This is a genomic window from Streptococcus mitis (genome assembly GCF_946190065.1).
GTDB classification, from domain to species: domain Bacteria; phylum Bacillota; class Bacilli; order Lactobacillales; family Streptococcaceae; genus Streptococcus; species Streptococcus mitis_DE.
In genome coordinates this window covers 54349-76966 of the sequence record NZ_CAMHZD010000001.1, presented here as the reverse complement: position 1 = coordinate 76966, position 22618 = coordinate 54349, and the positions used below count along the sequence as shown (strand labels likewise).

The following is a 22618-nucleotide window of genomic DNA, read 5'->3' as shown; positions in this document are numbered from 1 at the left end:
CTTTTGAATTTCAAGGTTCAGGATAAAATAGTTCACTGAACTATTTTATTTTTTAAGGTTGTAGAATGATTTCAATCCACGGTATTCAGCTACTTCACCAAGTTGGTCTTCGATACGAAGCAATTGGTTGTATTTAGCAATACGGTCTGTACGTGAAAGTGAACCAGTCTTGATTTGTCCTGCGTTTGTTGCAACTGCAATGTCAGCGATTGTTGAATCTTCAGTTTCACCTGAACGGTGTGATACAACGGCAGTGTAACCAGCTTCTTTAGCCATTTCGATAGCGTCGAATGTTTCAGTAAGAGTACCGATTTGGTTAACTTTGATAAGGATTGAGTTAGCTGCGCCTTCTGCGATACCTTTTTCAAGGTATGAAGTGTTTGTTACGAAGAAGTCGTCACCAACCAATTGAACTTTACCACCAAGACGTTCAGTAAGAGCTTTCCATCCGTCCCAGTCATTTTCATCCATACCATCTTCGATAGTGATGATTGGGTATTTGTTTACCAATTCTTCAAGGTAGTCGATTTGTTCTGCAGCAGTACGTACAGCAGCTCCTTCACCTTCAAATTTAGTGTAGTCGTAAACTTTACGTTCTTTATCGTAGAATTCTGATGAAGCACAGTCAAATCCGATAAATACGTCTTTACCTGGAACATATCCAGCAGCTTCGATAGCAGCAAGGATAGTTTCAACACCGTCTTCAGTTCCTTCGAAACGAGGAGCGAATCCACCTTCGTCACCTACGGCTGTTTCAAGACCACGAGATTTAAGGATTTTCTTAAGAGCGTGGAAGATTTCAGCACCCCAACGAAGAGCTTCTTTGAATGTAGGTGCACCAGCAGGTACGATCATGAACTCTTGGAAAGCGATTGGAGCATCTGAGTGAGAACCACCGTTGATGATGTTCATCATTGGAGTTGGAAGAACTTTAGTGTTGAATCCACCAAGGTAGCTGTAAAGTGGGATTTCAAGGTAATCAGCAGCAGCACGAGCTACAGCGATAGACACACCAAGGATTGCGTTAGCACCCAATTTACCTTTGTTAGGAGTACCGTCAAGTGCGATCATAGCACGGTCGATAGCTTGTTGGTCACGTACATCGTAGCCGATGATTGCTTCAGCAATGATGTTGTTTACGTTGTCAACAGCTTTTTGTGTACCAAGACCACCGTAACGAGATTTGTCACCGTCGCGAAGTTCAACTGCTTCGTGTTCACCAGTAGAAGCTCCTGATGGAACCATACCACGTCCGAAAGCACCTGATTCAGTGTAAACTTCTACTTCAAGTGTTGGGTTACCGCGTGAGTCTAGGACTTCGCGAGCGTAAACATCAGTAATAATTGACATTTTTTACTCTCCTTATGAGTTAAATTTTTTACACCTCTATAATACCTTAAAAGCCCTCATTTTTCAAGAAAAAACGTTATCTTTGTGCAAATTTTCCTTAACTTTATGAAGTAATCGCTTTCTTTTGTCTGTTTTATTCTAACTTTTATGATATACTGTTTTCATGACAGATTTATCAAAACAATTACTTGAAAAAGCTCATGGTGGGCCAAAAATAAATCCGGATGAGCAAAGACGTTATCTTGGTACTTTTGAAGAAAGAGTCCTTGGATATGCAGATATTGACACAGCAAATAGCCCTCAGTTAGAAAAAGGTTTTTTATCTATTTTAGAAAACCTTCAAGAAAAAGCAGAGCCACTATTTGTAAAGATTTCTCCAAATATCGAATTTGACAAGCAAGTTTTCTACTTAAAGGAAGCTAAAGAAACTGATAGTCAAGCTACCATTGTATCTGAAGAGCATGCTTCTTCTCCTTTCGGACTGATTATCCATAGCAATGCACCAGTACAAGTAGAAGAAAAGGATCTTCGACTTGCTTTTGCAAAACTTTGGGAAGATAAAAAGGAAGAACCAGCCAAAACATCCATCTGGAAGAAATGGTTTGGCTAAATCTTACGCATATTTAATAAATGCCCTATATTGGCAGCCGTGTGCTCCAAATAGAGACTGGCATTTTTCAAACTATCTTCTAGAGGTTCACTTTTCTCCAAAATTGAAAAAGCCGCTTGGATATTCTCAAATGGTAGGGAAGGTAAATCCTCAGCAATACTACCACAAATAGCAATGACAGGAACTCCGACAGGGGTTCTTTTTGCTACGCCTATCGGCGCTTTCCCAGCAAAGCTTTGACTGTCCAGTCTACCTTCGCCAACGATAACCAAATCAGCATCTGAAACATTCTTATCAAAGTTGATTAAGTCCAAGCAGGTATCAATTCCAGACACGATATTTGCCTGAGCAAAGGCACACAAACCGCCAGCAATTCCTCCACCAGCTCCTGCTCCTTTAATTTCTAATGTTGCAGGTGAAACTTTTTCATAAAAATCTTGGATTGCCTGATCTACGGCCTCAAACATAGTAGGATCTAGGCCTTTTTGTTTGCCAAAAGTGTAAGTCGCACCTTGAGGACCACATAAGGGACTCACGACATCTGCCAAAATACGAATTTGAACACCTTCAGGAATTTCATAGCGATTTTCTGTTGATACAGAAGCTAAGTTTAGTAAAGATTGACCGCATGCAGGCAAGACATTTCCATCCCTATCATAAAATTGATAGCCTAAACCAGTAGCAATCCCCAGTCCTCCATCATTACTGGCTGTGCCACCAACACCGATATAGATCTCTTTAATCCCTTTAACAATGAGGTGGCGAATCAACTCTCCAATACCACAAGTTTGGATTTGCAGTGGATTTCGTTTCTCTAGCGGAATTTTTCCAAGGCCAACCAAGTCGGCAACTTCAAATAGTGCCAGTTGACTTTTTTGAAAATAGCGCATTGCTTCTTTTTGTCCAAAAGGTCCTGTCACTTGGATCCATTTTTCTTCAAGGTCAAGAGAATGTCGAATGGAATCTACTGTACCTTCGCCACCATCACCAACAGGGCAGAGAAGACATTCTACATCTGCTATTGATTGTTGGAAGCCTCTTTTTATTGCTTCAGCCACCTGTTGAGCGGACAAGCTTTCCTTAAACGAATCTGGTGCAATTACAATCTTCATATTTTCCCTCATTCTAAACAGTCAATCAAAGGTAGAGCTTCTAAAAAATCCCTCTTGTCAACATGATGTTGTATTTCTTTTTTGAGTACCTCTTTGGCACAAAAAGCAATTCCCAGTCCTGCTGACTTCAACATTAATAGATCATTGGCCCCGTCACCGATTGCGACTGTTCTTTCTTTAGAAAGTTTTAGTTCCTCTCTCCATTGTTCTAGAGTCTCTTTTTTAACCTCTGGACTGATAATTTCTCCAATCAATTTTCCTGTTAGATGGCCGTCTTTATCTTCAAGTTGGTTGGCAGAGAAATAGGAAATACTAAGGAATTTTGCTAATCTCGCAACTATTGGTGTAAAGCCCCCAGACACCAGACCAACTAGGATTCCGTTCTTTTGGAGAATAGAGATAAATATCTGTGCATTTGGCGATAGATGAATAGAGTCGAAAGATTTATCAAATACAGAGACAGGAAGGCCTTCCAAGAAGGAAACTCTTTTTCTTAAACTACTTTCAAAGTTCAACTCTCCTCTCATTGCCCGACTTGTAATCTGCGAAATTTCTTCCTCACGACCTGCCTCTCTACCCAAAAGATCAATTACTTCTTCTAGGATTAAGGTTCCATCAACATCCATAACACACAATCCTTTTACTTGAGACATCACTCCTCCTCTCTAAATAGCCCAAAAATCGTATGAAATCATCATACGATTTTATCTATTAATTAACTAAACTATGGTACAAGTCAAGGTATGACTTGCAGGCTGTATCCCATGAGAAATCACACTCCATAGCTTGTTTTTGTAGACTTCTCCAAACATCAGGATGGTTTCTATACAAGTCCAAAGCTGTTTGGAAAGTCCAATTCAACCAGTAAGGAGATAGATTGTCAAAGCTAAAGCCAGTACCGCTTCCTTCAATTGGATTAAAGGCTTTAACGGTATCTCGCAACCCACCAACTTCATGGACCAATGGCAAGGTTCCGTAACGCATAGCCATCATTTGAGACAAACCACATGGTTCAAAACGACTTGGCATAAGGAAGAGGTCACAAGCAGCGTAGATTTCTTGAGCTAGTTTGACATCAAAAGTGATATTTGCTGATAGCTTGTCTGGGTAGATTTGAGCAAACCATGAGAAAGCTCCTTCAAAGGCTGGATCTCCAGTTCCCAAAAGAACAATCTGAATATCATTTTGCAAGATATGGTGCAAACTTTCCACCACCACATCAAAACCTTTTTGACGTGTCAAACGAGAAACAATTCCCACCAGTAGAACATCAGTCCTAACGGGTAAGCCAACTCTTTCTTGCAATTTTGCCTTATTCTGGGCCTTCCCAGACAAATCTTCCTGATTAAAATGATAGTCTAAAAGGGCATCCGTCTGAGGATTATAAAGGTCAGCATCAATCCCATTTACGATACCAGAGACCTTACCAGACTCCATTCGAAGAATCTGATCCAAGTTACATCCAAACTGACTAGTCATAATTTCATGAGCATAGCTAGGCGAAACGGTTGAAACACGATCCGCATAGAGAATACCAGCCTTCATCCAGTTCAGACAGTTATTCCAGCGAAGGGTACCATCAGCATAACGCTCAAAGCCAACTCCAAACAAATCCCATAACATTCCTTCTGAAAATTGTCCTTGGAATTCCAAATTATGAATGGTTAAAACAGTTTTAATGCCCTCATAGGCTTGAATCCAACGGTATTTTTCCTTCAACAAGAAAGGAATCATAGCTGTATGGTAGTCATGAACATGGAGAAGATCAGGAATAAAGTCAATCCTTTCCATAGCCTCAATGGCAGCTAGTTGGAAGAAAGCAAAGCGTTCTCCGTCATCAAAATCGCCGTAAACATGACCACGGAAGAAATAATATTGGTTGTCAATAAAGTAGAAGGTCACACCGTTTAAGACTGTTTTCTTAATCCCACAATACTGTCTGCGCCAACCAACACTCACCTCAAAATGAAGAACATCTTCAATCTGATTTCCAAATTTAGCCTCTACCATGTCATAGTAGGGTAAAATTACTGCAACTTCATGGCCCGCTTTTACCAGTGATTTAGGAAGAGCGCCAATGACGTCTCCCAAACCACCTGTTTTTGAAAAGGGCGCACCCTCAGCTGCTACAAATAAAATTTTCATGAATGAATATCCTCTGTTACTTTAGCACCTTTCTTAACGACGACTGGATGTTCTGCAGTTCCACGGATCACAACTCCATCCGCAACTTCAACACCCTTGTCCAAGATAGCATATTCTACCTGAGCACCTTCTCCAATAACAACACGAGGGAATAAGATGCTATCTTTAACCAAGCTATCCTTATGGACATGAATATTACGTGATAAAACAGAATTAGCCACTTGACCTTCAATGATACTACCAGAGGCAAACTGAGAAGTGCTTACCTTAGATGTATTAGCATAATAAGTTGGTTCTTCGTTTTTGACCTTTGTATAAATCTTTTGATTTGGTGAGAAGAGAGAGTAGAATTTTTGAGATTCAAGCATATCTTTATTAGCTTTGTAATAAGACTCTACAGAATGAATATTTGCCAGATAACCTGTGTACTCGTAGGCAAAAGCCCCTTCTTTTACCGCCAAATCCCGTAAAACATAACGCAATTTCTCTGGATGTTCTTTCTTAGCTTCTTCTTCTAAGCGTTCAATCAACCAAGGTGTATCGACGACAAAGATATCTGTGGACATATTGTAAACTTCATCTGATGATTTACTATCAAAGAGTTTATGAGAACGGACATGGTCTGTTTCATCCACTTCTAAGATTGCATTTACTTCTGAAATATCTTTTTTAGGTAGTTTTTTATAAACTACAGTGATTGGACCTTTTGTTGTAGTGTGTAGGTGGAATACTTGGTTCAGATCAATATTAATCAAAACATCACAGTTAAGTGACACTGTTTGGTTTGAGCCGGAACGTTTCAAATAAGTAAGAAGCTGTTGGTAGTATTCTTTTCCAACTGTACTACTTTCCACACGGGTATTGTAAATACCTAGATAGTAGTGGCTAAGAAGAGTTGACAATCCCCACTCACGACCAGAACGGATATGGTCAAAGACTGAACTGATATTGTCTTGTTGGAAAATACCAAAAATACTACGGACACCAGCATTAGCAAGACTTGAAAGCGGGAAGTCAATCAAACGATATTTACCACCAAATGGCAAACTAGCTACTGGACGGTGGTCGGTCAATGTTGACATATCATGAAAACCAACTGTGTTTCCTAAAATGGCAGAATATTTATCAATCTTCATCTGTTGCTACCCCCACTACTTCATCATATCCTACAACTTGTACTTCTTCTGTTCCATCAATTTCGACACCATCAGAAATAACTGCGCCTTCACCAATAATGGCACGTTTGATTTTAGCTCCCTGACCAACAATTGCACCACTCATGATAACTGAATCTACTACTTCTGCCCCTTCGCGAACTTGCGCACCTGTTGAGAGGATAGAATGTTTAACAGTTCCATCTACGAAACAGCCATCAACAACCAAGGAATCTTCCACGTGAGCATTTGCCCCGAGGAAGTTTGGTGGTGAAATTAAGTTTCTTGAGTAAATCTTCCATTGACGGTTACGGCTATCCAAGGCATTTTCTGGTGAAATATATTCCATGTTAGCTTCCCAAAGCGATTCAATCGTACCAACGTCTTTCCAGTAACCATTAAATTCATAGGCATAGACACTTTCACCTGACTCAAGGTAATTTGGAATGACATTCTTACCAAAGTCTGACATATCGACATTGCTCTTTTCAGCAGCAACAAGCATATTGCGGAGACGTTGCCAATCAAAGATATAGATCCCCATAGAAGCTTTGGTCGATTTAGGTTGAGCTGGTTTTTCTTCAAATTCAACAATGCGGTTATTGGCATCTGTGTTCATGATACCAAAACGGCTAGCTTCTTTAAGAGGAACATCAAGAACTGCGACTGTCAAACTAGCATTATTATCTTTGTGAGACTGGAGCATATCATCATAGTCCATTTTATAGATGTGGTCCCCAGATAGAATCAAGACATACTCAGGGTTGACACTGTCGATATAGTCGATATTTTGGTAAATAGCGTGGCTAGTCCCCTCAAACCAACGATTTCCTTCACTTGCAGAATAAGGTTGAAGAATAGAGACACCAGAATTGATACCATCTAGTCCCCAGCTTGAACCATTCCCGATATGGTTGTTGAGAGCAAGTGGTTGGTACTGGGTAATGACTCCAACATTGTTGATGCCTGAGTTGGCACAGTTTGAAAGAGCAAAGTCAATGATACGGTAGAGCCCACCAAATTGCACAGCTGGTTTTGCAATGCTTTGAGTGAGTTTACCGAGACGAGTTCCTTGCCCACCAGCAAGAATCAAAGCTAACATTTCATTCTTCATTTTCTACTCCTTTTTGGTTTTTACTTGTGACGGTTTTAGTAGGTTTCAAGCGACGTTTGATTTTCCAAACACTTGCTCCCATAGCCGGTAGGGTAAAGGTCAAGGTCTGCTCATAATCTTTCCATAGCCCTTCTTGCGTTTGCACAGTTTGATTATGTTCTTTCCAAACGCCTCCCCACTCTTCTAACTCAGTATTCCAGACCTCTTCGTAAATCCCTGCAACAGGAAGTCCGATTGTAAAATCTTTTCGTTCAACAGGTGCCATGTTAAAGATACAGACTAACATATCATCCTTCTTACCCTTACGGATGAAGGAAAGAACACTCTGGTCTCTATTATCCGCATCGATGATTTCAATACCATCATAGCTGTTATCAATTTCCCACAGACAGCGGTGGTCTTTGTAGAACTTGTTTAGCTGAGATGTAAAATACTTCATCTTCACATTCATTGGGTCTTCTAGGTTAGACCATTCCAACTGTTCTTCAGATTTCCATTCTAGGAATTGGCCGTATTCGCTACCCATGAAAAGCAATTTCTTACCAGGGTGACAAATTTGGTAAGTGTAGAGATTACGCAAGCCTGCGAATTGATTATAACGATCTCCCCACATCTTGTGCATCATACTCTTCTTGCCATGAACCACTTCATCGTGTGAGAATGGTAAGAGATAGTTCTCCTTGAAGACATACATAAAGCTGAAAGTCACTAGGTTAAAGTCATATTTACGATAAATCGGATCTTCTTCGTAGAATCGGAGGATGTCATTCATCCAACCCATATTCCATTTGTAGTCAAATCCTAGACCATCTGAATCCTTAGTGTCAGTAATCTGAGTAGCTGATGAACTTTCCTCAGCTATCATCATCACGTCTGGATGAACTAGTTTAATCACATTATTCAAGCGTTGAAGGAAATAATATCCTTCATAGTTGAGATTGCCACCATCTTTATTAGGTGTCCATGGAGCATCATCGTAGTCAAGATAGAGCATGTTGCTAACTGCATCCACGCGAATACCGTCCAAATGGTAAAAGTCAATCCAAAACTTAATACTAGAAATCAAGAAAGACTGGACTTCATTCTTTCCAAGGTCAAAATTGAGAGCTCCCCAACCGTAGTTATGAGCCTTATTATGGTCTTGGTATTCAAAAGTCGGTGTTCCATCATAATAAGCCAAGGCATCATCATTAATAGTAAAGTGACCAGGTACCCAGTCTACGATAACGCCTATATTGTTTAAGTGACATTCCTCAACAAAATCTTGAAACTCTTCAGGACGACCATAGGCATGCTCTAAAGCAAAGTAACCCATAAGCTGATAGCCCCAACTCAAACCTAGTGGGTGAGACATCAGGGGCATAAACTCAATGTGAGTATAATTCATCTCAACCAAGTAAGGAATGAGTTCATCTTTCAATTGAGCAAAACTATAGGGGCTGCCATCAGGATTCCTCTTCCAAGAGCCAGCATGAGCCTCGTAAATATTGACAGGACGCTCTTCAAAGCTCAAACGTTTTCTACGAGCTAGCCAGAGACCGTCCTTCCATTTCTTTTCTGGAATATCTGTTAAAATAGCACCAGTCCCAGGTCGTGCCTCATATCGTACAGCCAAAGGGTCAATCTTCATCAGCTGATGACCATTTGAACGTGTGATATGGTACTTATAAATTTGGCCTTCTTGAGCAAGACTGGTAAAGACTTCCCAGACTCCAAATTCATTCCGTTCCATCGGAATTTGATGTTCAACCCAATTGGTGAAATCCCCTACCAAGTGAACAGCCTGAGCATTAGGCGCCCACACACGAAAAGTATAGCCATACTCTCCATTTTTTTCTTCCCTATGAGCTCCCAGATAGTGCTGGAGGTGAAAATTTTCACCTGTCATAAAGGTTTTTAAAGCATTATTCTTATCCATACACCCTCCTATTTCTGTAAGCGTTTTCTATAGATTTATTATACTACCTTTTTAGGGAAGATTCAAGTAAATTACGGAATTTGCAAAAAAATCTTTTGAAAGTCTTCAACAAATTCACTGATGTGTTCACTTGTAAATCAAGAAATTTTCAGAAACGCTTTGAAAACGAATTGTTTTTTTATAATACTATCATAAAGTTCGTTATTTAGCTAACAAAAATATAATTTTAAGTAAAAAAATAAATCAGGAAACGAATCTCCTGATTTTATTAACAGATAAAGCACCATAAATGAATTTAAATTGTAAATCTATTCTACAAAACTTTAAAGACGCTGGCACTGACGCCACCAACCATGTCTTTATCACTTAAATGGCTATTGGTCACTAATAGTTCTAGATTTCCAGCATTTTCAAACTGGAAGTCTTGCCCTTTAGCATTAAATACAACCAGTAAATGGTCTTCCCCTTGAATCTCATAGACAATCAAACCACTATGTTCATTTGCTGAATGAACAAAAACATGATGGTAAATTTCATCATAAGTTGGGTAAGAAAAGGCACTGCTTTCTGTCTTCAATCGAATCATCTGACGGATAAATGCAATACTATCTTGACGCTCATTAATCAAGTCCCAGTTCACTTGGTTCACACTGTCTGGAGCATTATAGCTATTCATAGCACGTTCTCTATCATCATGGGTCAGTTCACCATTTTCACCAGTCGCAACCAGTTTGGTACGACCAAATTCTTGACCGATTTCCATAAAGGCCATCCCTTGCATGAGTAGGTTCATAGCTGTGGCTGTCTCAACCTTGCGCATGATTTGCTCTGAACTTTGGTCTGGATGTAGGGTTGCCAACAAATCGTGAAGATTGTAATTGTCATGGGCCTCTACATAGTTAAGCACTTGATTTGGATGTGTATAGGTTCCTAATTCACGACTTCCTAGGATTGCTTTGGCTAGAATTGGCTCTGTCGCAGCACCACTAACAAAACCTGACTTGATAGCACCATAAACTTCTCCACCTTTTACAGCATCACGCTGATTGTCATTAAAGAAACCAATATTTGGCATCTGGTAGGCATTGTCTTTCTTGGCCTTATCATAAGGCGCAAGACCTGTTCCCATATCCCATCCTTCTCCATAAAGGATAATGTTAGGGTCGATTTCATCCAAGCTCTGACGAATCATCTGCATGGTCTTGACATCATGAATCCCCATTAAGTCAAAACGGAAGCCGTCAATATTGTATTCCTGCACCCAGTATAGAAGAGAATCAATCATATACTTGCGGAACATTTCATGTTCGCTGGCAGTTTCATTTCCAACACCCGTTCCATTCTGGAAGGTACCGTCTGGATTCATACGATAATAGTAATCAGGGACTGTTGTTTGGAAAGGTGCATCAACAACTGAGAAGGTATGGTTATAGACCACATCCATAATAACACCAATTCCCGCATCGTGGTAAGCTTGAACCATGGTCTTCAAATCGCGAATAACCTGAGCTGGATCATTTGGATTAGTAGAAAGGCTCGTCTCTGGTGCGTTATAGTTTTGTGGATCATACCCCCAGTTATAGGTTACTTTCCCGTCCTCATCATATTCTTTATGACGGTCTGCAATTGGTTGCAATTGAACATAATTGTAGCCTATCTTCTTGATGTAATCAAAAGCAGTTGACTGACCGTACTGGTTAACCGTTCCAGTCTGAGCAGCACCCAAGAAAGTTCCTCTAAGATGTTCATCTACACCCGAGGTCGGTGATTTGGTCAAATCACGAATGTGCATTTCACAAATAACTGCCTTACATGGATTTGCCAAGCGCCAAGTAGCATCAGAACCATGCTTAACCTCGAAGTTTGCAACTTGCTTCTCTTCATGACTCAGAATAGCTGAACGTTTGCCATCAGGACTGGTCGCGATGGTATAAGGATCGCGTGTCAGTGTTTGGTGGTGAGGGAATTGGACCTGATACTGATAAGTTTTTCCAGTCAAATCTTCCTCAACATCCAAACTCCAGACACCGATTGTATTGTCCTTATGATTATAGGAATAGCTATTGCCTCTCTCCATCTCAAATGTCTTCCAAACAGGAGCATCATTAGCGGCTGATTCATAAACGACAACCTGCACTTCTGTCGCTGTTGGAGCCCAGAGAGCAAAATGAGCTTGATTATCCTCTACATGGCACCCCAATTCCCCTTGGTAACCCCAATGATGGTCAAAACTGGCACTGTTAATAGCCTTATCAAAGGCAAAAGGATTTTGATTTTTATAGAAAGGACTTGCAATAGCAGGATTTTCAGAATAATAAATCCTATCATCCCCTTCCAAAATCCAGACCTCTGTTAAAAGAGGATAGTGATTAAAACGGATAGCATATTCCTTACTGGTTTGACCTGTATGAACCACAAAATTCAAGCTTTCTAGGGCATAAGCACTTGGGTGTTCAAAACTAAATAAGGCACCAAAATAATCTTCTTTGTAGGTCAGCAAATCAATTCGCTGGTCCTGACTTTTTACAAAAGAGCAAGTGTCATATTCTCCATTCTTGCGATGGTAATGAATGCGCATAGGGTAGTTATACATTGTTTATTTTTCCTTTTTACTTCTATTTTCTTTCTATTTCACTAATAATTTTTTGTCAATCTCGTCTCAATTAATAAACATAGTCATATTATCTAAACTCTGTTTTTAAACGATCATTACAAACTTTCTAGCCAAGCTTCATCTCGAACTTCGATACCAAGTTCTTGTGCTTTTTGCAGTTTGCTTCCAGCATCTGCTCCTGCAACGACGAGGTCGGTCTTTTTAGAAACACTGCCTGTTACCTTGGCACCCAGATTTTCTAGTTTGCTTTTAGCTTCTGAGCGCTTGAGCCGTTCCAATTTTCCAGTCAATACAACGGTCAAACCTGACAAGGCTGCGTCTGCTGCTACAGTCTGACCTTTATAGGTCAAATTGACCCCAGCTTCTCTCAATTCTCTGAGGAGAATTTCAAATCCATCTGTAGCAAAGTAAGTCTGAAGACTCTTGGCAATCACACCACCCAGACTCTCAATACTAGCCACTTCCTCTGGATCTGCCTGGGCCAGATTTTCAATCGAGTGAAAATGTTGAAGTAACAGCTGACTGGCCTTGCTTCCGACATGGCGAATCCCTAGTCCAAACAAGAGCTTTTCAGCAGAATTTTCCTTTGAATCTTGGATGGCCTGATAAAGTTTACCAGCGGACTTTTCCTTAACCCCCTCTAAAAGGAGGAAATCTTCTTCTTTCAAACGATAAATATCTGACACATCCTTGACTAAATTAGCAGCAAAGAGCTTCTCAACAATAGATGGACCAAGGCCTGTAATATTCATAGCATCACGAGAAGCAAAGTGAATCAAACCTTCCATGATTTGGGCAGGGCAACGCGGATTGATACAACGAAGGGCCACTTCATCTTCAAAGTGCAACAAGTCAGAACCACAACTTGGGCAGTTTGTAGGGATATCTAGTTTCTCTTCAGAAACCCGTTTGGACTCTACCACACGTAAAACGGCAGGGATGATGTCCCCAGCCTTATAAACGATAACCGTATCGTCTTTTCGGATATCTTTTTCAGCAATATAGTCCACATTGTGTAGGGTCGCACGGCTAACAGTTGTACCAGCAAGCTGAACAGGAGTCAGGTTGGCAGTTGGGGTCACAACACCAGTACGCCCCACAGTCCAGTCAACTGATAGAAGCTGAGCTTCTTTTTCCTCAGCAGGAAACTTGTAGGCTACAGCCCACTTTGGAGCCTTAACGGTAAAGCCAAGTTCTTCTTGACCTGCTAGGTCATTGACCTTAATCACCACCCCATCGATATCATAAGGCAGATTGTCCCGTTCCTGTCCTACTTCTTGGATAAAATCCCAAATCTCATCCATGCTTTCAGCCAGAATTCGCTTAGGATTAACCACAAAACCTAGTTGTTCTAGGTGCTTCAAAACCTTTTCTTGGCTATCACGAGTTGACGGACTGGCTTCTTGATAGAGGAAAGTGGCAAGGTTACGCTTGGCTACTACTGCTGTATCCAGCTGACGCAGAGTTCCTGCTGCCGCATTACGAGGATTGGCAAATTCAGACTCTCCATTTTCTTGGCGAGCTTGGTTAACCTGGTCAAAAGAAGCGCGTGGCATGTAACATTCCCCACGAACTGTGATATCTAGTTCTTCTGGCAAGGTCAAAGGAATGTCCTTAACACGCTTGAGGTTTTCTGTGATGTTCTCCCCAACAGAACCATCTCCACGCGTTGCCCCAACAACGAAAATCCCCTTTTCATAAGTCAGCGAGATAGATAAGCCATCGATTTTCAGCTCACAAATATAGGTCGGATGAGCCACTTCCTTACGAACACGCGCATCAAAAGCTTCAAGCTCCTCACGTGAAAAAGCATCCTGCAAACTATAAAGAGGATACTGATGACTGTATTTTTCAAAACCATCTAAAACCTTGCCACCGACACGATGGGTAGGACTGTCTGCTAGCACTTGATCTGGATAGGCAGTTTCTAACTCAACCAACTCTCGGTAAAGGCGGTCGTACTCACTGTCTGAAACCGACGGATTATCGCTGGTATAATACTCAGTCGCATAGCGATTGAGCAAGGCGACTAACTCATTCATTCTTTTATTCATAAAACCATTTTACCATAAATTAAGCCCTCCTCACAATGGAGAAGGGCAGAAAACTTAGAAATCTTACACCTGCTCTGATAATTCTTCCCATTCAAGCATGGCTTCTTCCTGACGATGGCTGATTTTGTCCAGCTCAGCCTGCAATTCCATGAGTTCGTCGGCATCGTTTGTTTCCAACATTTGTTCAGAAATGGCTTGGCTTTGACTTTCTAGCTCTTCAATTTCAGCTTCTAGACTTTCGATTTGTCGCATGAGTTTGCGAACTTCTTTTTGACTTTCTTTCTGGGCCTGATAGTCATTGACTGGACTTGATTCTTTTACTTGATTGTGAGTTGAATCTTCCTCAGCCTGAGTCATTTCTACTTCTGCTTTCTTCTCAACATAGTAGTCGTAATCTCCCAAGTAAAGAGTCGAACCCTTCTCAGACAATTCCAAAACATGAGTTGCCACACGATTGATAAAGTAACGGTCATGACTGACGAATAGAAGAGTTCCATCAAAGTCAATCAAGGCATTTTCTAGCACTTCCTTGCTATCAATATCCAAGTGGTTGGTTGGCTCATCCAGAATCAAGAAGTTATTGTTTTCCATAGACAATTTAGCCAAAAGCAAACGAGCTTTCTCGCCACCTGACAGCATGCCGACTGATTTTTTAACATCATCACCAGAGAAAAGGAAGGCACCTAGACGGTTACGGATTTCAACTTCTGGTGTCAGTTTAAAATCATTCCAGAGCTCATCTAATACAGTATTACTTGGTGTCAGCTTACTTTGGGTTTGGTCATAGTAACCCACCTCAACATTAGCCCCAAATCGCTTTTCTCCCTTGATAAACGGAATCTGGTTCACTATAGACTTAATAAAGGTTGACTTGCCAATACCATTGGGACCAACAATAGCGACAGCATTCATCTTACGAAGGTCTAGGTTGATAGGCTCTGACAGTACTTCCCCATCATAGCCAATAGCCGCATTTTCAACAGTCAAAACAACATTGCCCGACGTTTTTTCAGACTGGAAGGTCATGTTGGCTGCTTTTTTACCAGCTTCAGGCTTGTCCAGACGTTCCATTTTTTCCAGTTGTTTACGACGAGATTGGGCACGTTTGGTCGTTGAAGCTCGGACTAGATTGCGATTGACAAAGTCTTCCAGAGCAGCGATTTCCTTTTGTTGCTTTTCATAGTTTTTTGCTTCAGTAGCTAGCTTCTGCTCTTTCAACTCAACAAAACGAGAGTAATTCCCCACATAGCGATCCAAAGAATGCTTGGTCAAATCCAGCGTAATCGTCGCAACCTTATCCAAGAAATAACGGTCGTGGCTGACAATAATAAGGGCACCGCTATAGTTTACCAAGTAATTCTCTAGCCAGGCAATCGTTTCAATATCCAAGTGGTTGGTTGGCTCGTCCAAGACCAAGAGGTTTGGCTTTTCAAGTAGCATTTTGGCTAGAGCCAAACGAGTATTTTGACCACCAGAAAGCTCAGCAATTTTCATATGCCACATAGACTCGTCAAACTTGAATCCATTTAAAATCGCTCGGATATCAGCTTCATAGGTAAAGCCACCTGCTTGGCGAAAATTCTCAGATAAGCGGTCGTAATCTGACATCAGTTTCTCTAAATCTTCACCAAACTTTTCACCCATCTCCAATTCCATCTGACGAAGTTGGTTCTCATTCCGACGTAAGTCATCAAAGACATGAAGCATCTCATCGTAGATGGTATTTTCAGACTCAAAACGACTATCTTGGGCTAGGTAAGATAGAGAAATATCTTTTTTCTTATTGATTTCACCACTAGTTAGCTCCTCTTCTCCAACCAAAATCTTCAAAAGAGTAGACTTACCTGCACCATTTTTCCCAACAAGAGCAATCCGATCTCGTTCATCAACCTGCAAGTTGATATTATCAAAAAGAACCTCTCCAGCAAAAGAACGTTCAATTTTATTAGCTTGTAAAATAATCATACAAGTAGTATAGCATGTTTCCCTAAGGCATTCAAGACTTGATAAACCGGCATATGTCACCACTATTCTGAAAATTATGCTAAGGTTTTACTAAAATGCTAAAAAATGCTATAATGTGAACGGTTAAAACAATTTACAAAAGGAGAATTTTAATGTCTTACCAAGAAAATTACCAAAAATGGGTTGATTTTGCGGAGCTTCCTGACTACCTTCGTCAAGATTTGGAAAATATGGACGAAAAAATAAAGGAAGATGCCTTCTATACAAATCTTGAATTTGGTACTGCAGGTATGCGTGGCTTGATTGGTGCTGGTACAAACCGCATCAACATCTACGTTGTTCGCCAAGCTACTGAAGGTTTGGCTCGTTTGATTGAGTCAAAAGGTGGAAACGAAAAAGAACGTGGTGTCGCAATCGCCTACGATAGCCGTCACTTCTCACCAGAGTTTGCCTTTGAATCTGCGGCAGTTCTTGCTAAACACGGCATCAAATCTTATGTATTTGAAAGCCTTCGTCCAACTCCAGAACTATCATTTGCAGTTCGTCACCTCAACTGTTTCGCGGGTATCATGGTCACAGCCAGCCACAACCCTGCACCATTTAACGGTTACAAGGTTTACGGTGAAGACGGTGGACAAATGCCCCCACACGACGCAGACGCTTTGACTACTTATATCCGTGCAATCGAAAATCCATTTGCGGTAGAAGTTGCTGATGTGGAAGCTGAAAAAGCTTCTGGCTTGATTGAAGTTATCGGCGAAGCTGTTGACGTAGAATACCTTAAAGAGGTTAAGGACGTAAACATCAACCCAGCCTTGATTGAAGAATTCGGTAAAGACATGAAGATTGTCTACACACCACTTCATGGTACTGGTGAAATGTTGGCTCGTCGTGCTCTTGCCCAAGCAGGATTTGACTCTGTTCAAGTCGTTGAAGCGCAAGCAACTGCTGACCCAGACTTCTCAACTGTAAAATCGCCAAACCCAGAAAGCCAAGCAGCCTTTGCACTTGCTGAAGAACTTGGTCGTCAAGTTGGTGCAGACGTTCTTGTCGCAACTGACCCTGATGCTGACCGTGTTGGTGTTGAAGTTCTTCAAAAAGATGGTAGCTACCTCAACCTTTCAGGTAACCAAATCGGTGCCATCATGGCTAAATACATCTTGGAAGCCCACAAAAACGCTGGAACTCTTCCTGAAAATGCAGCCCTCTGCAAATCTATCGTATCAACTGACTTGGTAACGAAGATTGCTGAAAGCTACGGCGCAACTATGTTCAACGTTTTGACAGGTTTCAAATTTATCGCTGAAAAAATCCAAGAATTCGAAGAAAAACACAATCACACATACATGATGGGATTTGAAGAAAGCTTCGGTTACTTGATTAAACCTTTCGTACGTGATAAAGACGCTATTCAAGCCGTTCTTGTCGTTGCTGAACTTGCTGCCTACTACCGTTCTCGTGGTTTGACACTTGCTGACGGTATCGAAGAAATCTACAAAGAATACGGCTACTACGCAGAAAAAACTATCTCTGTTACCCTTTCAGGTGTTGATGGTGCTGAACAAATCAAAGCGATTATGGCTAAATTCCGTAACAACGCTCCAAAAGAATGGAATGCAACAGCTATCACTGTAGTAGAAGACTTCAAGGCTCAAACTGCCACTGCTGCTGACGGTACTGTTACAAATTTGACAACTCCTCCAAGTGATGTTTTGAAATACACACTTGCTGACGGTTCATGGATTGCTGTTCGCCCTTCAGGTACAGAACCAAAAATCAAGTTCTACATTGCAGTTGTAGGTGAAACCAACGAAGAATCACAAGCTAAAATCGCTAACATCGAAGCAGAAATCAATGCTTTTGTAAAATAAAGCCCTATAAAAGATGAGACCAACCAATCTCATCTTTTTTTCGTATCAAATCTAAGCAATTTTAGAAACTTTATGGCATACTAGACTTATCAATGAAAGCGAGGTAATCTCATGGAACAATTTTTAGATAATATCAAAGACCTTGAAGTCACTACAGTAGCACGTGCGGAAGAAGCTCTTGATAAAAAAGAAACTGCAACCTTCTTTATCGGTCGCAAAACTTGCCCTTACTGCCGTAAATTTGCTGGTACCTTGGCAGGTGTCGTAGCTGACACTAAAGCTCACATCTACTTCATCAACAGTGAAGAACCAAGCCAACTCAATGAGTTGCAAGCATTCCGCTCACGCTACGGAATCCCAACTGTACCAGGATTTGTTCACATTGCGGATGGACAAATCAATGTCCGTTGCGACTCTTCAATGTCAGCACAAGAAATCAAAGATTTCGCTGGATTGTAAAAAAGCCACTCATCGAGTGGTTTTTAAATGGTCAAAATTACGTTTTTTCAAGCAAATCTTGTATCATCCGATGCAGTTCTTCGATTTTCTCAGATTGTTTCTCTATTAATATTCTTTGGCCCGATAATTCGTCTTGGAGTTTATCAAGTTTTATCTGTTCATCTGGATTATCTTTTACAAAAAAGTTCGTCAAGGCACTTGTTAACATTCCTATTGTACTAATCCCTACCAACATTAATAAAAAAGCTAGCCATTTCCCAAAAAGGGAAACTGGAACAATATCACCATAACCAACAGTGGTTACTGTCACAAGAGCCCACCAAAGACTATCTGAGAAAGATTTTTCTTCAACTACAGATAAAATTGAACTTCCTACTAGAACAATAAAAATATTAACATACAAGATATAAATCAGGCCATTTGTCCGTAAGAATCTACTAATTTTTCTTTCTAATTTACCTGTAAGTCCAATTATTCTAAGTAAACGAGTCAGTTTCAGTAATTTTGTCAGCCTTGCTAAGCGGAAGATACGCCCTAATCGCAATACTGTAAAAATAGCATTTAAAGGAAGGATAGCTAACAAGTCAAAGATATTTTCAAGTATAAACCTCCATTTTGCTTTACTTGAAAAGAACCGCCAACCATAATCTACCACAAACACAAACCAAAGTAGCAAGTCAATAATACTGTATGGAGGACTGTCTAAATCAATCATCTCAGCAAATCCAAGTAATACCAGAATATACTCAACTTTAATTCAATAAATATCTCTCCGATGACCAACTTCTAAAGTAGCAATGACTAATTCATCATCTACAATTTGTACGATAACTCGATAATTACCAATTCTATAGCGCCATTGACCAACGCGATTACCAACCAAAGCCTTTCCGTGTCGTCTTGGGTCTTCCAAAACATTGGTTTGTAAATAGTTTGTAATTATCTTCTGCGTATAACGATCCAATTTTTTCAATTGCTTGATGAAACGTCTTGTTGGAACTAATTTATACAAATTATTCATCCTCCAAGCCTAAATCATGCATCATTTCTTCCCAAGTAATGGGTTCAACTCCTTTTTCCAAGTCTTCTAAATACTCTTGATAGGCTAAATCTGCCACACGAGCATCGTATTCATCTTCTAGAGCTTCAAGAGTTTTGGTGCGGATAAGTTCCGACAGGGAAACCCCTTCAAACTTAGCCATTGCTTTCATAAATGTTTTATCAGCTTCAGAAACTTTTAATGTAATAGTAGTCATCTTTTGCACTCCCTTTTTTAATAGTAACACCATTGTATTACTTTTTAGGTGTTCAGTCAATATAAAAAGAACACCTTCTTAGCGTTCTTTCTATATATCTGTCAATGGTGTTGCGGTATCTGGTGAGGTATCATATACCTTAAAGTCTATCCCAACTCCAAGATCAGCTTGAGCCAACTGATTTACCATGGTCATATGAGCCAGTTCCTTGATATTGTTCTCCTTAGATAAATGACCAAGGTAGATTTTCTTAGTGCGGTTTCCCAAGGTACGAATCATAGCTTCAGCACCGTCCTCGTTAGAAAGGTGACCCAGATCCGATAGTATTCGTTGTTTGAGTCGCCAAGCGTAAGAACCTGCTCGCAAAATCTCTACATCATGGTTGGACTCGATAAGATAGCCATCTGCATTCTCGACAATTCCTGCCATACGGTCACTAACATAACCTGTATCTGTCAAAAGGACAAAACTCTTGTCATCCTTCATAAAGCGATAGAACTGCGGTGCGACTGCATCATGACTTACACCAAAACTCTCGATGTCGATATCTCCAAAGGTTTTTGTTTTGCCCATTTCAAAGATATGCTTTTGCGAAGAATCCACCTTGCCAAGATACTTGCTATTTTCCATAGCCTGCCAGGTCTTTTCATTGGCGTAAAGATCCATACCATACTTGCGAGCCAACACACCGACTCCATGGATATGGTCTGAATGCTCATGGGTAATCAAAATGGCATCCAAGTCTTCTGGCTTGCGATTTATTTCAGCAAGTAGGCTGGTGATTTTCTTACCAGATAAGCCTGCATCCACTAAAAGTTTCTTTTTTGGCGTTTCCAGATAAAAGGAATTTCCACTGGAACCCGACGCTAAAATACTGTATTTAAAGCCTGTTTCACTCATTCTGGTCTTCTATTTCTTCCTCCCATACTTCTTCCTTCACTGCATCCTTATCATAAGGGAGCACAATGGTAAAGGTTGATCCCTTACCATATATACTCTTGGCCCAAATAAAACCATTATGTTGTTTGATAATTTCTTTAGCGATAGACAGTCCTAGCCCTGTTCCACCTTGAGCACGGCTTCTAGCACGATCCACACGGTAGAAACGGTCAAAGATACGTGGCAAATCCTGCTTAGGAATACCCAATCCTTGGTCTGAGATGGATAAAATCATCTGATCATCAGTCGTCTTCATGGTCACTGTGATTTTTCCACCATCTGGAGAATATTTAATGGCATTGTTGAGAATATTATCAATCACCTGCGTCATCTTGTCTGTATCAATTTCAATCCAGACAGACGTAATCGGATAATCTCTAACCAATTCATATTTCTTTTCTTCGTCTGATCCCCTCATCTTATCAAAGCGGTTAAGAATAAAGGTAATAAAGGCTGTGAAGTTAATCAGTTCCACATCTAGGTGACTAGTTGCATTATCAATTCGAGAAAGATGGAGAAGGTCTGTCACCATCCGCATCATACGGTTGGTTTCGTCTAGAGACACCTTGATAAAGTCTGGTGCAACAGGTTCTGACAAGGCTCCCTCATCCAAGGCTTCAAGATAGGATTTTACACTAGTCAGAGGCGTCCGTAACTCATGACTAACGTTGGAAACAAAGAGTCTTCGTTCGCGTTCTTCCTTCTCCTGCTCCGTCGTATCATGCAAAACAGCTACCAAACCTGAGATAAATCCAGACTCACGACGCACCAAGGCGAAGCGTACACGAAGGCTCAGATACTCACCATTGGCATCCTGAGAATCAATCATGAGTTCAGGAACTTGGGTAATCAAATCACGAAGTTCATACTCATCTTCAATCTTAAGTAATTCTAGAATACTTTTATTGAGAACATCTTCCTTCTGAACACCTAGCTGTTTCTTAGCCATGTCATTAATCATAGTAATCTTACCACGACGATTGGTCGCGAGGACTCCATCTGTCATGTAAGAGAGGATACTGTGCAATCGTTTACTCTCTTGTTCCAGATTTTCTTGGGTCAAACGGATTACTTCTGATAAATCATTGAGATTATTGGTAATATTAGTGATTTCAGAGCTTCCCTGCATATCCAATACCTGAGAATAATCTCCTGCAATCAAGTCTTTAACTTTTTGATTAATTTGCTTCAACCGAATATTATCTCGCCGATTTTCTAGCAAAAGCAAGGTAACAATCAAGATAAAACCCAATAAAATTAAAATGAAGATAAAATCACTAGTAAGAATATTTTTTCTAATCAATTCAATCATTATTTCTCATATAATAACCAACACCACGACGTGTTAGGATATACTCTGGACGACTAGGTGTATCTTCAATCTTCTCACGCAAACGTCTGATAGTTACGTCAACAGTCCGAACATCTCCGAAATAATCATACCCCCAGACCGTTTCAAGCAAGTGTTCACGGGTAATCACTTGACCAATATGAGAAGCCAAGTGGTACAAAAGTTCAAATTCACGGTGGGTCAAGTCTAGTTCTTCACCATATTTTTTAGCCACATAGGCATCTGGTACAATCTCCAAGTCCCCAATTTGCAAAGGTTGGGTTTTCTTTTCATCTGACTCTTGATTATCTACAGAAACCAAGTCCGTACGACGAAGAAGAGCTTTAACACGCGCCTGCAACTCACGATTTGAGAAGGGTTTTGTCACATAGTCATCCGCTCCAAGCTCCAAACCAATAACCTTATCAAATTCGCTGTCTTTAGCTGACAGCATGATAATAGGAACACTACTCGTCTTACGAATAGTCTTTGCAACTTCTAAACCATCAATTTCGGGAAGCATCAAATCCAGAATAATAATATCTGGTTGCTCTGCTTCAAATTGTTCTAGTGCTTCACGACCATTAAAAGCAGTTACAACCTCGTAACCTTCCTTGGTCATATTAAACTTGATAATATCCGAGATTGGTTTTTCATCATCTACAATTAATATTTTTTTCATTTGTTCACCTTTTTCTCTACTATTATATCAAAAAAATAAAAAGAA

The 22618-nt window shown here is 40.4% G+C and carries 19 protein-coding genes; 3 read left to right on the top strand and 16 right to left on the bottom strand.

Annotated elements, in window-relative coordinates; all coding sequences use genetic code 11:
• Positions 1–45 precede the first annotated feature (45 nt).
• Positions 46–1350, bottom strand: coding sequence for a surface-displayed alpha-enolase (eno, locus tag OCF96_RS00370; protein WP_000022824.1), 1305 nt, complete (start codon positions 1348–1350; stop codon positions 46–48).
• A 163-nt stretch (positions 1351–1513) separates the two neighbouring features.
• Here eno and OCF96_RS00365 point away from each other — a divergent pair, with 163 nt between their 5' ends.
• On the top strand, positions 1514–1960 hold the full coding sequence (locus tag OCF96_RS00365; protein ID WP_049550966.1) for a YueI family protein: 447 nt from the start codon (positions 1514–1516) through the stop codon (positions 1958–1960).
• On the opposite strand, the gene OCF96_RS00360 is transcribed toward OCF96_RS00365, so the two are convergent.
• The 9 genes from OCF96_RS00360 to OCF96_RS00320 all read right to left on the bottom strand — a co-directional run bounded on the left by OCF96_RS00360 (position 1957) and on the right by OCF96_RS00320 (position 16036).
• The gene (locus OCF96_RS00360; RefSeq protein WP_261444606.1) at positions 1957–3072 is read right to left on the bottom strand and encodes a glycerate kinase; all 1116 of its coding nucleotides are present in this window, start codon (positions 3070–3072) and stop codon (positions 1957–1959) included. The genes OCF96_RS00365 and OCF96_RS00360 overlap by 4 nt on opposite strands.
• Positions 3073–3080: 8 nt before the next feature.
• Positions 3081–3725 (bottom strand): phosphoserine phosphatase SerB, encoded by a 645-nt coding sequence (gene serB / locus OCF96_RS00355; protein ID WP_261444604.1) that lies wholly within the window; start codon positions 3723–3725, stop codon positions 3081–3083.
• A 58-nt stretch (positions 3726–3783) separates the two neighbouring features.
• Positions 3784–5217: a glycogen synthase GlgA gene (gene glgA, locus OCF96_RS00350; RefSeq protein WP_049544250.1), complete on the bottom strand. Its 1434-nt coding sequence runs from the start codon at positions 5215–5217 to the stop codon at positions 3784–3786.
• Entirely contained in the window at positions 5214–6353 is a 1140-nt protein-coding gene (glgD, locus tag OCF96_RS00345) for a glucose-1-phosphate adenylyltransferase subunit GlgD (protein WP_049550963.1), read from the bottom strand. The genes glgA and glgD overlap by 4 nt, the downstream gene beginning before the upstream one ends.
• Positions 6343–7485 carry a glucose-1-phosphate adenylyltransferase gene (locus OCF96_RS00340; RefSeq protein WP_049550962.1) on the bottom strand — a complete coding sequence of 381 codons (1143 nt, stop codon included), beginning with the start codon at positions 7483–7485 and terminating at the stop codon, positions 6343–6345. Before OCF96_RS00340 ends, glgD begins: the two co-directional genes overlap by 11 nt.
• Entirely contained in the window at positions 7475–9403 is a 1929-nt protein-coding gene (gene glgB / locus OCF96_RS00335; RefSeq protein ID WP_049550961.1) for a 1,4-alpha-glucan branching protein GlgB, read from the bottom strand. The genes OCF96_RS00340 and glgB overlap by 11 nt, the downstream gene beginning before the upstream one ends.
• Before the next feature lie 313 nt (positions 9404–9716).
• Positions 9717–11996 carry a type I pullulanase gene (gene pulA, locus OCF96_RS00330; RefSeq protein ID WP_143952050.1) on the bottom strand — a complete coding sequence of 760 codons (2280 nt, stop codon included), beginning with the start codon at positions 11994–11996 and terminating at the stop codon, positions 9717–9719.
• A gap of 116 nt (positions 11997–12112) precedes the next feature.
• A complete protein-coding gene (ligA, locus tag OCF96_RS00325) occupies positions 12113–14071 on the bottom strand; it encodes an NAD-dependent DNA ligase LigA (protein ID WP_261444603.1) in 1959 nt (652 codons plus the stop codon).
• A gap of 63 nt (positions 14072–14134) precedes the next feature.
• Positions 14135–16036 (bottom strand): ABC transporter ATP-binding protein, encoded by a 1902-nt coding sequence (locus tag OCF96_RS00320; RefSeq protein ID WP_261444602.1) that lies wholly within the window; start codon positions 16034–16036, stop codon positions 14135–14137.
• A gap of 152 nt (positions 16037–16188) precedes the next feature.
• Here OCF96_RS00320 and OCF96_RS00315 point away from each other — a divergent pair, with 152 nt between their 5' ends.
• A complete protein-coding gene (locus OCF96_RS00315) occupies positions 16189–17907 on the top strand; it encodes a phospho-sugar mutase (RefSeq protein ID WP_261444600.1) in 1719 nt (572 codons plus the stop codon).
• Between the two features lie 111 nt (positions 17908–18018).
• Entirely contained in the window at positions 18019–18366 is a 348-nt protein-coding gene (locus OCF96_RS00310; protein ID WP_000434630.1) for a DUF6568 family protein, read from the top strand.
• A 37-nt stretch (positions 18367–18403) separates the two neighbouring features.
• On the opposite strand, the gene OCF96_RS00305 is transcribed toward OCF96_RS00310, so the two are convergent.
• The 6 genes from OCF96_RS00305 to yycF all read right to left on the bottom strand — a co-directional run bounded on the left by OCF96_RS00305 (position 18404) and on the right by yycF (position 22573).
• The gene (locus tag OCF96_RS00305) at positions 18404–19081 is read right to left on the bottom strand and encodes a potassium channel family protein (protein ID WP_000566124.1); all 678 of its coding nucleotides are present in this window, start codon (positions 19079–19081) and stop codon (positions 18404–18406) included.
• Between the two features lie 42 nt (positions 19082–19123).
• Positions 19124–19378 (bottom strand): type II toxin-antitoxin system RelE family toxin, encoded by a 255-nt coding sequence (locus OCF96_RS00300; protein ID WP_004239453.1) that lies wholly within the window; start codon positions 19376–19378, stop codon positions 19124–19126.
• A 1-nt stretch (position 19379) separates the two neighbouring features.
• Positions 19380–19622, bottom strand: coding sequence for a type II toxin-antitoxin system RelB family antitoxin (gene relB / locus OCF96_RS00295; RefSeq protein ID WP_000208079.1), 243 nt, complete (start codon positions 19620–19622; stop codon positions 19380–19382).
• Positions 19623–19712: 90 nt separating this feature from the next.
• Positions 19713–20522 carry an MBL fold metallo-hydrolase gene (locus tag OCF96_RS00290; protein ID WP_000004960.1) on the bottom strand — a complete coding sequence of 270 codons (810 nt, stop codon included), beginning with the start codon at positions 20520–20522 and terminating at the stop codon, positions 19713–19715.
• Positions 20515–21873 (bottom strand): cell wall metabolism sensor histidine kinase VicK, encoded by a 1359-nt coding sequence (gene vicK / locus OCF96_RS00285; protein ID WP_261444599.1) that lies wholly within the window; start codon positions 21871–21873, stop codon positions 20515–20517. The genes OCF96_RS00290 and vicK overlap by 8 nt, the downstream gene beginning before the upstream one ends.
• The gene (gene yycF / locus OCF96_RS00280; protein ID WP_000722072.1) at positions 21866–22573 is read right to left on the bottom strand and encodes a response regulator YycF; all 708 of its coding nucleotides are present in this window, start codon (positions 22571–22573) and stop codon (positions 21866–21868) included. The genes vicK and yycF overlap by 8 nt, the downstream gene beginning before the upstream one ends.
• Positions 22574–22618 lie beyond the last annotated feature (45 nt).

Coding starts and splice junctions, on each gene's coding strand:
- eno (WP_000022824.1), bottom strand. CDS start 1,350: ATGTCAATTATTACTGATGTTTACGCTCGCGAAGTCCTAGACTCACGC.
- OCF96_RS00365 (WP_049550966.1), top strand. CDS start 1,514: ATGACAGATTTATCAAAACAATTACTTGAAAAAGCTCATGGTGGGCCA.
- OCF96_RS00360 (WP_261444606.1), bottom strand. CDS start 3,072: ATGAAGATTGTAATTGCACCAGATTCGTTTAAGGAAAGCTTGTCCGCT.
- serB (WP_261444604.1), bottom strand. CDS start 3,725: ATGTCTCAAGTAAAAGGATTGTGTGTTATGGATGTTGATGGAACCTTA.
- glgA (WP_049544250.1), bottom strand. CDS start 5,217: ATGAAAATTTTATTTGTAGCAGCTGAGGGTGCGCCCTTTTCAAAAACA.
- glgD (WP_049550963.1), bottom strand. CDS start 6,353: ATGAAGATTGATAAATATTCTGCCATTTTAGGAAACACAGTTGGTTTT.
- OCF96_RS00340 (WP_049550962.1), bottom strand. CDS start 7,485: ATGAAGAATGAAATGTTAGCTTTGATTCTTGCTGGTGGGCAAGGAACT.
- glgB (WP_049550961.1), bottom strand. CDS start 9,403: ATGGATAAGAATAATGCTTTAAAAACCTTTATGACAGGTGAAAATTTT.
- pulA (WP_143952050.1), bottom strand. CDS start 11,996: ATGTATAACTACCCTATGCGCATTCATTACCATCGCAAGAATGGAGAA.
- ligA (WP_261444603.1), bottom strand. CDS start 14,071: ATGAATAAAAGAATGAATGAGTTAGTCGCCTTGCTCAATCGCTATGCG.
- OCF96_RS00320 (WP_261444602.1), bottom strand. CDS start 16,036: ATGATTATTTTACAAGCTAATAAAATTGAACGTTCTTTTGCTGGAGAG.
- OCF96_RS00315 (WP_261444600.1), top strand. CDS start 16,189: ATGTCTTACCAAGAAAATTACCAAAAATGGGTTGATTTTGCGGAGCTT.
- OCF96_RS00310 (WP_000434630.1), top strand. CDS start 18,019: ATGGAACAATTTTTAGATAATATCAAAGACCTTGAAGTCACTACAGTA.
- OCF96_RS00305 (WP_000566124.1), bottom strand. CDS start 19,081: ATGATTGATTTAGACAGTCCTCCATACAGTATTATTGACTTGCTACTT.
- relB (WP_000208079.1), bottom strand. CDS start 19,622: ATGACTACTATTACATTAAAAGTTTCTGAAGCTGATAAAACATTTATG.
- OCF96_RS00290 (WP_000004960.1), bottom strand. CDS start 20,522: ATGAGTGAAACAGGCTTTAAATACAGTATTTTAGCGTCGGGTTCCAGT.
- vicK (WP_261444599.1), bottom strand. CDS start 21,873: ATGATTGAATTGATTAGAAAAAATATTCTTACTAGTGATTTTATCTTC.
- yycF (WP_000722072.1), bottom strand. CDS start 22,573: ATGAAAAAAATATTAATTGTAGATGATGAAAAACCAATCTCGGATATT.